Origin of the sequence: Tateyamaria omphalii, assembly GCF_019802125.1 — a bacterium.
Classification (GTDB): Bacteria; Pseudomonadota; Alphaproteobacteria; order Rhodobacterales; family Rhodobacteraceae; genus Tateyamaria; species Tateyamaria omphalii_B.
In genome coordinates this window covers 606,428-619,312 of the sequence record NZ_JAHVHT010000001.1, presented here as the reverse complement: position 1 = coordinate 619,312, position 12,885 = coordinate 606,428, and the positions used below count along the sequence as shown (strand labels likewise).

The window sequence follows — 12,885 nt, the reverse complement described above, 5'->3', positions numbered from 1 at the left end:
ACTCCGCCCCCATGGGCAACGCAGCAGGTGATCCATGCGGCAATATTCCCGACGCGAGCACGTTGGCGCCCTTGCAAGCCGCATATGAATGAGCTATCGCCGCCATCGTACCACGGCTGGCGAGTTGGCGGAGTGGTGACGCAGCGGATTGCAAATCCGTGTACACCGGTTCGATTCCGGTACTCGCCTCCACTTCACACCCAACACATAGCTCGCTCGCACCTTGCCCCATCGACGCTTTCAGAACGCTGTTCGCATTGTGTTGTGTTCAGTATTGCCGTCGTACCTCACCAATTGAAGGACTCTCACAGGTTAGATCAACACCCTGTAGACCGCTCTCAAAGTGCGGGCAGATTGAACGTAAATTGAGGCTTTGCGCCAATGACCCGTCAACAGGCAACACGCGTTCAAAAAGCCAGCGCGGGTTGGCCGTCGCACCGTGGCCATGACGGCTCCCACAGACCGCATTTCAACCGACCAAGAGTTTAATGCCGGGACACTATTCGAGTGCCGTACCATCTCAGCACTCCGTCGCACCGTTCTGTTTGCACAAAATGTAGCCAGTGGGCTGTGTCGGCGATCGTTCAATCGGTTCAGCATTGACAGCCTGCAATACTCCATGCCTCATACCAATTCTAAATTGGTTCGAACTCGGCGCAGATGTCTTCACAAAATTCAGCAATGTCGAACGATACGATGGATGGGCATATCGGACCCTTTCGGTCAGTTGACGCATGCGGCATGGAGTTGACAGGCCTATCCCTTCGTTTTCGCGGGCAATCGAATGATGTGCTCGATGATGTATCCCTTTCTGTTCAACCCGGCGAAGTGCTGTGCATTGTGGGTGAGTCCGGTTGCGGCAAAAGCGTTACCGCCATGGCTCTCATGGGCCTGCTGCCAAGGGGATCATCAACGATTTCATCTGGAAATCTGAGGTTTGGACAGGACAGTTTCGATCTTTCGCGCACTGGCTTGCCGCGCTCCATGCGCGGCAATCGTGTCGCAATGATCTTCCAGGAACCAATGACGTCCCTGAATCCGGCGTTTCGCATAGGCGACCAGATTTGTGAGGCGATCGTTCAGCACGGTGGCGCGGCCCGCCATGAGGCACGCGCCAGGGCAAAGGGCATGCTGCAACGCGTTGGTATCGCAAACCCCGATCAGCGGATGCACGAGTATCCACACCAATTGTCCGGTGGTATGCGCCAAAGAGTAATGATTGCCATGGCTCTGGCGAACAGCCCCCAGATACTGATTGCAGATGAGCCCACCACCGCACTCGATGTGACGATACAGGCGCAAATCCTGGATCTGATACGCGACCTGCGCGACGAGACGGGGATGAGCACGATCATGATCACGCATGATCTTGGGGTCGTGGCAGAAATCGGTGATCGCGTGGCAGTCATGTACGGCGGTCAGGTGGTCGAGCAAGGCCGCGTCAACGACGTCTTCGACAATCCACAGCATCCCTACACGATCGGTCTCATGAGCGCGATGCCAGGCTTGGGTCGTCCCGGCGGGCGCCTTGCCATTGTGCCGGGCATGGTGCCAACGATCGCAAACATGCCCGAGGGATGCCGATTTCGAAACAGGTGCGCCTTTGCCACCGCGATATGCGCAAAACGACCCGGGTTGTCAGAGATCGCAGCCCACCACAGTGTCGCTTGCCACTTTGCCCCACTCGAAAAAAACGTCGGGGTCGCCTCGTGAGCCAAGATGTCATCCTGGAAGCCATAGATGTTGCAAAGCACTTCGGAACGTCCGGCGTCTGGGGTGCAAAGGGGCACAGCGTAAGGGCGGTTGATGGCGTGTCACTGTCGGTGCGGCGGGGTGAAACCTTCGCAATTGTGGGTGAGAGCGGATGTGGGAAGTCGACGCTCGCACGTCTGCTGATGCGCCTCATGACCCCAACCTCAGGCGATGTCTTGTTCGATGGGCGCCAGGTCAGCGCGATCCAGGGTGAAGAGCTCAAGACGTTGCGCCGTGACATGCAGTTCATTTTCCAGGACCCGTTCTCATCTCTCAATCCACGAATGACGGTGGAAAGACTGGTGGGCGAACCGCTGGAAATTCACGCGCCTGAACTATCCGTTCCTGACCGCCGCTCCCGGGTTGCGGAATTGCTGCGCCAAGTCGGTCTGCGTTCGGAACATGCAGACCGGTATCCGCACGAATTCAGCGGCGGTCAGCGACAACGCATTGGCATCGCACGCGCCATCGCCTGCGCGCCGAAGCTCATCATCGGAGACGAGCCGGTCTCTGCGCTGGACGTCTCGGTGCAAGCGCAAGTGATCAATCTTCTGGGTGATCTGTCCCGGGACCTGGGGTTGACCCTGGTGATCATCGCGCACGATCTGGGCGTGATCCGGCACATGAGCGACCGCGTCGCCGTCATGTATCTGGGTCGGATTGTAGAAGTCGGCGACACTGAAACCGTGTTTACTGACCCCAAGCACCCTTACACGCAAGCATTATTGGCCGCGATCCCTTCGATGGACGGGAAAGCGGTAGATCATGGTGCAACGGTTCACGGTGAAATGCCGAGTCCATCAGATCCGCCTCCGGGTTGCCGGTTCCACACACGCTGCCCACATGCACAGACACTTTGCAGAACAAAGGTGCCGGATCTGAGCACTTCGCGAGACGTTTCGCATCAGGTGGCCTGCCATTTCGCAGAGACGTTGCAACAACGGTTTCAGCGGCCGAAGCCAAGACAGAGGTCCGACGCGACAGAAGCACGTTTCGCACTTTATCGCGCGGCGACAGAAGGCGGCACGGTTACTCACAACGCAAAACAAAATCAGTCATGAACAGAGAGGGTTAGACAATGTCACAGATGAGAAAGGCAATGATCGTAACGCTGCTTGGTGCGACCGCGCTTACCGCGAGCCCAGGCGTTGCAAAGGACTTGCGGATCGCGTTGCAGTCGGACGCGGACGTCCTCGATCCCGATCAGTCGCGCACATTCGTGGGGCGGATTGTTTATGCGTCTCTGTGCGACAAACTCGTCGACATCACGCCCGATCTTGAGATCATCCCCCAACTGGCCACGTCCTGGAACACGTCCCAAGACGGCACCGCGATCACGATGCAACTGCGCGAGGGTGTGGTGTTCCATGATGGCACGCCGTTCAATGCCGAGGCCGTAGCGGCCAATATCGAGCGCTCACAAACCATGGACGAGTCGCGTCGCAAGTCCGAACTGGCCTCGATCACATCGACCGAAGTTACAGGTGAGTATGAAATCGTGCTCAATCTCGCTGGACCGGATGCAACGCTCATGGCGCAACTGGCCGACCGCGCAGGCATGATGGTGTCACCGACGGCGGCCGCTGCTGCGGGAACGGATTTCGGACTGAACCCCATATGTTCGGGCGCATTCAGCTTCACGGAACGCGTGGCACAGGACAAGATCGTCCTGACCAAGTTCGACGACTATTGGAACGCAGATGCGATCCACTTTGACAGCGTAACCTTCCTGCCGATCCCCGACACCACGGTACGCCTTGCGAACTTGCAGGCGGGTGATATCGACATGCTGGAGCGTCTGAACGCGACAGACCTGACACAGGCCAATGATGACCCCGACATTGTCGTCGATAGTGCAGTTTCGCTCGGCTACCAGGCAATCACATTCAACATCGACAATGGCCCACGCGGCGACAATCCGTGGGGCAATGACAAGCGTCTGCGACAGGCGCTTAGCTATGCCGTCGACCGCGACGCATTGAACCAGGTGGTCTTCGAGGGCGCGTTCGCGCCGGGCAACCAGCCGTTTCCTTCGACCTCGCCCTGGTACAACCAGTCCTTGCCTCTCGAGCCTCGCGACATCGAGAAAGCCAAGGCTCTCCTGGCTGAAGCGGGGTTCCCGGAAGGTCTGGAGCTGGAAATTCAGGTGCCAAACTCCACCGAACCGCTTGCAGTCATGCAGGTTGTGCAGGCCATGGCGGCCGAGGCCGGGATCGATATCAAGCTGACGTCCAAAGAATTCGCGACGCTATTGGCGGACCAGTCCGCAGGTGACTACACGGCGAGCCAGATCGGCTGGTCGGGTCGCGTTGATCCGGATGGAAACAACCATCCGTTCGTAACCACCAATGGCGGGATCAACGATTCCAAGTACTCCGACCCGAAGATGGACGAGTTGATGGACGCGGCGCGCGTGGCTGGCAGCACCGAGGAGCGCAAAGCGCTTTACGATGAAGCCATGACCATCTTGCTGGACGATCTGAACCGCGTGTTCCTGTACCACGTGAACTGGATTTGGGCCTATAGCGACAGCATGAAGGGTTTCACCCCCTATCCCGATGGGATGATCCGTCTTGAGAACGTGACCTGGGAAGAGTGATCCTGACCTGCCTGCGCCGCTGCCAAACGCGGGGCGCGGGCGCTTTTCTGCTGGGGCTTTGACATGCTGGCGTTCCTGCTGCGACGTATCCTGATTGCCATCCCGACAGTCGTGATCATCTCGGTCATGGTCTTTGGGCTGCAACAACTGCTGCCTGGAGATCCGCTTCTGGTACTCGCCGGAGAAGAGCGGGATCCGGAAGTGCTTGAGGCGTTGCGCGAGAAGTACCGCCTCAACGACCCGATCCCGATGCAGTATCTGGCCTGGGTGGGGAACGCCTTGCAGGGAGATCTGGGTGTGTCCCTGCGCACCAACCAACCCGTCACAGAGTTGATGGCGCAGAAGCTGCCCGTCACCATTCAGCTGGCCTTGATGTCGATGGTCTTCGCCCTTGTGATCGGCATTCCAGCGGGCATCCTTTCGGCTGTCAAAAAAGGAACGGCCACGGACTACGTCGCCAATGTGGTGGCCCTGTCAGGGCTTTCCATTCCGAATTTCTGGCTGGGGATCATGCTGATCCTGCTGGTATCGGTGAAATGGCAGTTGCTGCCGGCCTCGGGCTACGTGCCGCCGTCCGAGGATCTCTGGCAATCGATCCGTACCATGCTGATGCCGTCATTTGTGCTTGGTACAGCGCTGGCTGCGACATTGATGCGGCATACCCGGTCATCAATGATCGGTGTGTTGAGCGCCGACTACGTGCGCACGGCGCGCGCCAAAGGGTTGGCGGAGCGCGTCGTCATACTCAAACACGCCCTGCGCAACGCACTTACCCCGATCGTCACACTGACCGCACTCCTGTTCGGGGAACTCGTGGCCGGTGCTGTTCTTACGGAACAGATCTTTACCATTCCGGGCTTTGGCAAACTGGTTGTCGATGCGGTATTCAACCGCGACTATGCGGTTGTGCAGGGCATCGTTCTCGTCACGGCCCTGGGTTTCATCCTGATGAACCTTTTTGCAGACGCGATGTACTTCGTACTCAACCCGCGTTTGAGGGGGACTTGAGATGACCAAGACCGCGACCGATACGCCCCGCCCTCTCGATCCCACGCTCGACGCACGCTCGGAAAACCGTGTGTGGAAGAAGTTCCGCAACCACAAGAGCGCGATGATCGGCGGTGTGCTGGTTGTGTTCTTTGTCCTACTCGCACTTGCAGCTCCGCTGCTCCCGATCCCTGATCCGGCCGCCACGGATTGGGGTGCCGTGCGCAACGCGCCAAGTTGGGACCACTGGATGGGCACCGACGAAATCGGCCGCGATGTCATGGCCCGATTGATCTGGGGCGCGCAGGCGTCCCTGGCGGCGGGTGTTGTTTCTGTTGGCATCGCAGTCCTATTCGGCGTGCCGTTGGGGATCGTGGCCGGATATTTCGGTGGTTGGGTCGACGCGGTCGTCTCACGTTGCACCGAGGCGCTTCTCGCCGTGCCATTTCTGATCCTTGCAATTGCGCTGGCAGCCTTTCTGGGCCCGTCCCTGACCAATGCGATGATCGCTATCGGGATATCGGCCACACCGATCTTTGTCCGCCTCACCCGCGGACAGGTTCTTAGCATCAAGGAGGAGGACTATGTGGAAAGCGCACGCGCTGTCGGCTTGCCGACACCCAAGATCCTTTCGCGCTACATCCTTCCCAACGTCCTGCCACCCATTCTGGTGCAGGCGACGCTGACCATTGCCACTGCAATCATCGCCGAGGCATCGTTGTCCTTTCTGGGCCTCGGCCAGCAGCCCCCCGCACCCAGCTGGGGATCCATGCTGAACACCGCCAAGAACTTCCTCAACCAAGCCCCGTGGATGGCAATGTGGCCGGGCTTGTCGATCTTTTTCGTTGTTCTTGGCTTCAATCTTTTGGGCGACGGCCTGCGCGATGCGCTTGATCCGCGCGAACACTGAACTGGAGGCCCCATGTCCGACTTCACAACCCGCCCAGAGATCAGGGGGACCTTTGGTGTCGCAACATCGACGCATTGGATCGCGTCGGCGGTGGGGATGGGTATCCTTGAAAAGGGCGGCAACGCCTTTGACGCAGCTGTTGCCACGGCCCTGACACTTCAAGTGGTGGAGCCCCACCTGAATGGACCAGCAGGGGATATGCCAGCGATCTTCTATTCTGCGGAGACCGGCAAGGTCGAAGTGCTCTGCGCCCAAGGTGTCGCGCCCGAAGCCGCCACGATTGAACACTATACCGATCAGGGTCTGGCGTTGATCCCCGGCTCTGGTCTGCTGGCAACGGTAGTGCCCGGAGCGTTTGATGGCTGGATGCTAATGCTGCGTGATCATGGAACCATGACCCTGCGCGACGTCATGCAACCGGCGATCGACTACGCCCGCGACGGGCATCCCGTTCTGCCGCGCGTGGCCAACACGATTGCAGGGCTGCAGACCTTCTTCGAGAAGGAATGGCCCACATCCGCCGCCGTCTGGACGCCTCAGGGACGCGCACCCGAACCCCACGCACTGTTCAAAAACCCCGCGTTGGCGGCAACATATGAACGCCTCGCCTCGGTGCCGGGCGACACACGAGAGGCTCAGATCGACGCAGCGCGATATGAATGGCGCGAAGGCTTCGTTGCCGACGCGATATTCGACTATCTTGAGAATGCCAAGGTGATGGACGTGTCAGAGGCCAAGCATTCCGCCGTTCTGGCCCGATCAGACATGGCCAATTGGCGTGCAACATATGAAACACCGTTGAGCTATGAGTATCACGGCTGGACGGTTTACAAGACACAGGCGTGGTCGCAGGGACCGGTGCTGCTGCAGGCTTTGGCGATCCTGAAGGGCTTTGAGCTTGGCGCGATGGATCCAAACGGTGCGGAGTTCGTGCATATAGTGATCGAAGCGATGAAGCTCGCTTATGCAGACCGGGAAGCGTACTATGGCGATCCGGATTTCAGTGAAATCCCCATGGATGTCCTGCTGAGCGAAGACTACAACGCGCAACGCCGCGCGATGATCGGGCCCGACGCCTCAATGGATCACCGTCCGGGACGAGTGCATGGGTTCGAAGCGCAGGCCGATGCCTACATCGAACGTGCACAGCGCGATTTCGACATCGGCAATGTGGTCGCTCAGGAACCGACGATGGCGCATCTCACCGAAAAGCGTGGAGACACGGTGCATCTGGATATCATTGACCGCTGGGGCAACATGGTGGCCGCGACGCCGTCGGGTGGATGGCTGCAAAGCAATCCGGTCATTCCGGGCCTCGGCTTCCCGCTGAACTCGCGGGCGCAAATGTACTGGCTGGAAAATGGCCTGCCCAGCTCGCTGATGCCCAAGAGCCGCCCAAGGACGACGCTGACACCCAGCTACGCAGAGAAGGACGGAGTGCAACTGGTCTTCGGCACCCCGGGAGGCGACCAGCAAGACCAGTGGCAGTTGATCTGGTTCCTGCGGTTCGTGCACTTCGGCATGGGTCTGCAGGAATGCATGGACCAGCCGCTGTTTCACTCCATGCATTTTCAGGGCTCATTTTTTCCAAGAGAGGTCAGGACCGGCGAAATGATGATAGAACCGACTGTCGGCGACGACGTTGTAAAAGACTTGCGGGCACGCGGGCACAAAGTGACTGTGGCAGAACCTTGGACTGTTGGGCGCCTGACGGCGGCCCTGCGGGAGCCGAATGGCGTGTTACGCGCCGCTGCCACCCCTCGATTGATGCAAGCATATGCGGTGGGCCGATGACGTTCTCCCTGATTGCCAAAGACGACGATGGAAGCATCGGTCTGATTGTCGCCAGCAAGTTTTTTGCCTGCGGAGCTGTCGTGCCGTTTGTATCGGATAAGGTTGCAGTCGCCAGCCAGGCGTTTTGCAATCCTGTTTGGGGAACCGAAGGGCGGGCACGCATGATGGCGGGCGAGGCTGCCGGAACTGTCCTGGCGGATCTGGTTGCACGGGATGAAGGGCATGCGATCCGGCAAGCGCACCTGATGGACGCCGAAGGTAACTTCGCGGCGCATACAGGGTCTGACTGCGTGGATTGGGCGGGGCATCTCGTCCGCGATCATCATTCGGTGGCGGGCAATATGCTGACGGGACCTCAAGTGCTGGATGCCACGGCAGACGCATATGAGAGGGGCTCGGACCTTCCCTTTCCAGAACGTTTGATCGCTGCAATGCAAGCCGGTGAGGCTGCAGGCGGTGACAAGCGTGGCCGACAGGCCGCAGGCCTTGTGATCCATCGTGGACAGGCCCACCCTTGGCTCGACCTACGCGCCGACGATCATGCAGACCCGCTGGCTGAGCTTGCACGCCTGTGGGACGTTGCCCAAGAGCGGTACGTTCACTTTGCCAAAGGAATGCCTAGTGCCGAACGCTTTTCAGGCTTTCCAACCCGCGACGGGATCGACGCGGACATCGCACGCGCAGAAGCAGAACGAAGAGCCGCTGGTCGTCCGAGCAGGTCACATGCCGTTGAACTTGAATAATGCAGGACGCCCTGCATAAAGCAAACATTGGTCGTTCATAGCCACGGGAACCGAAATGAACATCATGCCGCCCAAAGGTCCGCCGCAACAGGTGCGTGCGCGTTTGCTTGAGCTGATCAAATCCGGCGATCTCGGGTCCGAAGGCAAATTGCCCACGGAACGCGCTCTCGCCGAGCGTTTCGGTGTTGGACGCCGTTTTATTCGGCAAGCACTGGACGCGCTTGAGGCCGAGGGCCTGGTCTGGCGCAAGCAAGGCAAGGGGACCTTTGCGGGACAACCGATGGACCCCATGGGCGATTTGGCCGCAAAGATCACCGGCGAGACAAATGCGCTGGAGGTGATGGAAGCACGCCTGTGCATCGAACCAGAACTGGCCGCCCTGTGCGCGCAACGCGTTCTCCCGGAAGAAGTGACGCGTTTGCGGATGATCGCACAACGACAATGGGAGGCGACCGACGCCCAGGCGATGGAGCTCTGGGATGGCTCTCTGCACCGATTGATCGCGCAATGCGCGCGAAACCGCCCCCTCCTCACGGCGTACTCGATGCTGGACAAGATCCGTTCCAACCCGTCCTGGGTCCGTATTCGAGCCAAGGGCCGGACCGAGACATCCCTTCAAGTCACTCACAGTGAACATACTGCTATCGTGGACGCGATTGCCGCCGGTCATGCATCTGCTGCACGAATTGCAATGCATGATCACCTCGAAACACGGTTTGCGGCGCTGCAAGATGAAGTGGCAGCAGAACAGATTTTCTGAATAGCACCGCAAGCTCGGATGCAGACCGCCCAAGAGCGGTGTTTCCGAACAATCGCACACAAAACTCTGCTGTTTCGGCACAGATTATTGCAATGCAGCGCACAAACCGTCGGTCGTAAGGCTGATGTGCTCAACCGAAGTGATCCGTAATCTGTAGGTCGAAACCGTCAAAAGAGGCCACTTGTCAAAAAACAGCCGTCGCGTCGTGACATTTGGCTTCCAAGCAGTCTCGAAGTGCCGTTTGGCGGCTTTCTGAGGCATGTAAACCAGGCCGCAAGCAATTCCGCTACACACCAACATGTCCATGCCGCACTGGCCATTTTGCGAGGGTATGGAATTCCTCACTATGAGAATACACATTATTGCTGGCAGACTTTCACCGTTCCGTGAGTGGTGGCTTTAGCCTCGGAACAACAAGGGGGATCTTCCGCGATTTCGGGAGCTCTTCCCTTTGCACTACCCGGCTCATTTGTGCATTTTTCCACAGGTGAGCCGGACCTCGGCAAAATCGATATTCTGCACAAGCCATGCAAAAAAGCTGTCTGTATGTTCAGCCAATCCAGGCGTCATTCACTGCTTCAAAATGCAGCGGCGATGGATGTCCACGTCCTGAACCAACGTGGCAGTTGTTACGGGATAAACCGCGTCGCATCGCAATCTTGTTTTCCACCGGTCCTGTGCCGTCCAATGCCTACCGCTCTCACGGATTTTCTATCCTCGGTTGGCGGAAAGCCGAGTTGGGCGGTCAACTCGCCGAGCGCCTGCGGACAAAGGGCGTCACAGTGTTGGCGGCGCGGGCACTTCGGGCGGGTTTTCAAAAATACGGAAGAATTTCAGGAACTGCGCCAGTGGCGCATTGCCGACATAGACGACATCACCGTCGCGCAACATGAAATCCGACGCGTTCAGCCGCCCGGTCGGAGAGGAATAGTCGGCGTGAAAGATGACATCGTTCGTAATTCGGCGGCGTTCACCATCCGATGGTCGTTCAAGCACGAAGGACTCGCCGACGGGCATCCGACGGAACACGTATACGGCGTTCGGGTTGGCACGCGAGTCCTGCAGTCCGCCCGCCTTTGCGATGGCTTGGCCGAGAGACAGCGCGCCTTCGGCGAAAGTGAATTCACCCGGTGACGAAAGCGCTCCGTCCGCGATAAAGCTGGCTTCTCCTCCGCCGACGATCACGGCATCTCCCGGGCGCAATGGGATGTTCTGCGATGGGTCTGCGATGATGCTCGCCAACAATGTGGAACGGCTTTCGGCGCCACGCCGCACTGTCACTGTTGTCTGGTTCGGGTCGCCTTGTGCGCCTCCGGCGGCCGCCAGCGCGTCGAGCAATGTCTCACCGCGCGGTGTCAGGCCATAGGTCCCACCGGCAGCAACGTTTCCTTGCACCGTGTAGTTGTCCGTTGCCGAAAGGCTGACAGTGACGGTCGCCTGTGGATCAACGGCTCGTTCACTCAGAGTACGGCTGATGATACGCTGTGCGCCCACGGCAGAATTGCCGGCAACCCGCACAGTACCCACGAAGGGCAGCGTAACCGTTCCCCCAGGTGAAACCGTATAGTCACCCAGACTGATGGACGATGTGCTATCGACCGAAAACATGCCTTCGTTTGCATCTTCGAAGACCTGAACAGAAATGACGTCGCCGGGTCGGATGATGCCGGGCGTATAAGGTGTTCGGGAGACGCCGCTGAAATCATCGGAAACGCGCGGTGTTCCCAGTGCATTTATCACTGACGCATTCAACGAAAGGATCGGGACGTCCTGCGCCCGTGCGTCGCGGCGCACGTCGCGGGGGCTTGGTCCATCTGAGGGGGTACAGGCCGCGAGGGCAACTGATGCGATAACCAGTGGTATCGCGATAAACCTGCGAAATGATTTCATTTCTAACATCCTGCCCATACAACATTCTGCCATTCGTCGCTCGTTTTAGACGGCGTTCACTTTTGGATTCAGGAAAACGCACAGGGCGCTTGCGTCAAGCGCAGTTCCCGCGATAAGTGCATTCTGCGTCAGTTCTGTCACAGCCGCACGCGGAGTTTCGGCGGATTTCAGCACATATGCGATCTCTTCATCCGGTAGCACTGAGGTCACACCAGGAGACGCCAGCAGAAACCGATCCCCCGGCTCGGCCTGGCCGATGGCGCTATCGGGCGCTATGCCGGGGCCGCTGCCAAGTGCCAGAGACACCATCCCCCGGAGGCGTGTATCGACATGAGGACGGTTGAGCAGATGTAATGTACCCTGCCGCAGCAAAAAGGCGCTGCAGTGACCAACCCAAAGCACCGCGTAGCGCCGTGCCTGGACAAGCAACACCAGCGCCGCGACCGCTGCGCTTTCGTCTGCAACCCCTGCCCGCGCGAACAACCGCGTGTTCGCCGATCCAAACTTCCCCTTGGCCGCTGCGATGAGGTCATTCATCGAAAACGGGTCCGCAATGCCTTCAAAGAGCGGGACAAGCCCGGCAATTTGGGCGGGAAGCGATGGTGCAGTGCCAATACCAGACAGCAGCGAAAAAGCCTGCGTGTCGGCGTTCACCGCGACGGCATCGGTCAGGGCACCACTGCGCGTACCGCGCAAACAGGCGGCAGCATGATCAGCTTCAAGCAACTGAATCTGCGACGGCGGCGGCACGGCCGGCGTTCGCGCCCGGTCCTCTGGTGCAATCATTTGAGAACGAACCAACTGAAGGGCTTCGCCCTGCTCCATTTCCCGCCCAGCCCCTTCTGGATCAGGCGGGTTTCCCAGAAACAGCGCCGCGAAATCACCGGGCGACGGCAACCCCTCCGTGATGTGTGATCGATTGTCGTCGGACGCCGTCCACCAATATGCCACGGCGGGCGTTGACGGGTCCGGAGCCCCGTATTTCGGCAGCTCTCCCAGAGGCAAATTCGCGACCCCCTGAGAAAGATCCGACGGTAGCGTCGGCGCGCTCAAGCACGACAGCACCAGCGCTTCGGCCGCATCAAAGAAGGGACGATCCTGGCATAGTGCCAGCGTGTCGTTGTCGATCAGGTCGGACCGGGCAACGGCTAAGGCGAGTGGGAAGTATCGTCCGACACGATCCACCGATGGCATCATGACGCCAGTAACTGGGTCCGCACCCGCGATGCCAGGCCCCAGCGCAAAGCGCCATACGGGTGTGACCAGAAATGCGTCGAGCCAACCTCGCCCCAACGTGGCCTGACTTTCGCGCATCGCCGCGCGTAGCCATGTGTCCAGTGTTGTCTCGAACGTTCGCGGCAATCCAGTTCCAACGAAGTCTCCCGCTTGTGGGATCTTGCCGAAGAAGCCGCGCCATCCCTGATGGACTGCACCGTTGTCCCGCGCCATC

10 protein-coding genes and 1 tRNA gene are annotated in these 12,885 nt (G+C 59.1%); 9 read left to right on the top strand and 2 right to left on the bottom strand.

The genetic code is table 11. The features are described from left to right. Positions 1-118: 118 nt before the first annotated feature. The 9 genes from KUV51_RS03030 to KUV51_RS02990 all read left to right on the top strand — a co-directional run bounded on the left by KUV51_RS03030 (position 119) and on the right by KUV51_RS02990 (position 9,545). A tRNA-Cys gene (locus KUV51_RS03030) sits at positions 119-192 on the top strand. Between the two features lie 468 nt (positions 193-660). Further along, the gene (locus KUV51_RS03025) at positions 661-1,713 is read left to right on the top strand and encodes an ABC transporter ATP-binding protein (RefSeq protein WP_315898785.1); all 1,053 of its coding nucleotides are present in this window, start codon (positions 661-663) and stop codon (positions 1,711-1,713) included. Further along, positions 1,710-2,813: a dipeptide ABC transporter ATP-binding protein gene (locus KUV51_RS03020; protein ID WP_315898784.1), complete on the top strand. Its 1,104-nt coding sequence runs from the start codon at positions 1,710-1,712 to the stop codon at positions 2,811-2,813. The genes KUV51_RS03025 and KUV51_RS03020 overlap by 4 nt, the downstream gene beginning before the upstream one ends. Positions 2,814-2,830: 17 nt before the next feature. Then, positions 2,831-4,351, top strand: a complete 1,521-nt coding sequence (locus KUV51_RS03015; RefSeq protein WP_261385620.1) for an ABC transporter substrate-binding protein — start codon at positions 2,831-2,833, stop codon at positions 4,349-4,351. A 63-nt stretch (positions 4,352-4,414) separates the two neighbouring features. Continuing rightward, a complete protein-coding gene (locus tag KUV51_RS03010; RefSeq protein WP_222520132.1) occupies positions 4,415-5,359 on the top strand; it encodes an ABC transporter permease in 945 nt (314 codons plus the stop codon). Between the two features lies 1 nt (position 5,360). Then, positions 5,361-6,248, top strand: coding sequence for an ABC transporter permease (locus KUV51_RS03005; RefSeq protein WP_222520131.1), 888 nt, complete (start codon positions 5,361-5,363; stop codon positions 6,246-6,248). A gap of 12 nt (positions 6,249-6,260) precedes the next feature. Then, positions 6,261-8,042, top strand: a complete 1,782-nt coding sequence (locus tag KUV51_RS03000) for a gamma-glutamyltransferase family protein (protein ID WP_222520130.1) — start codon at positions 6,261-6,263, stop codon at positions 8,040-8,042. Then, positions 8,039-8,785 (top strand): DUF1028 domain-containing protein, encoded by a 747-nt coding sequence (locus KUV51_RS02995; protein ID WP_222520129.1) that lies wholly within the window; start codon positions 8,039-8,041, stop codon positions 8,783-8,785. The genes KUV51_RS03000 and KUV51_RS02995 overlap by 4 nt, the downstream gene beginning before the upstream one ends. Positions 8,786-8,849: 64 nt before the next feature. Continuing rightward, positions 8,850-9,545 carry a FadR/GntR family transcriptional regulator gene (locus KUV51_RS02990; RefSeq protein WP_222520128.1) on the top strand — a complete coding sequence of 232 codons (696 nt, stop codon included), beginning with the start codon at positions 8,850-8,852 and terminating at the stop codon, positions 9,543-9,545. Between the two features lie 777 nt (positions 9,546-10,322). On the opposite strand, the gene KUV51_RS02985 is transcribed toward KUV51_RS02990, so the two are convergent. Both KUV51_RS02985 and tagF read right to left on the bottom strand, forming a co-directional pair. Then, positions 10,323-11,435, bottom strand: a complete 1,113-nt coding sequence (locus KUV51_RS02985) for a polysaccharide biosynthesis/export family protein (RefSeq protein ID WP_222520127.1) — start codon at positions 11,433-11,435, stop codon at positions 10,323-10,325. A 45-nt stretch (positions 11,436-11,480) separates the two neighbouring features. Then, complete coding sequence (tagF, locus tag KUV51_RS02980; RefSeq protein WP_222520126.1) at positions 11,481-12,884, bottom strand: type VI secretion system-associated protein TagF; 1,404 nt, start codon at positions 12,882-12,884, stop codon at positions 11,481-11,483. Between the last annotated feature and the right edge of the window lies 1 nt (position 12,885).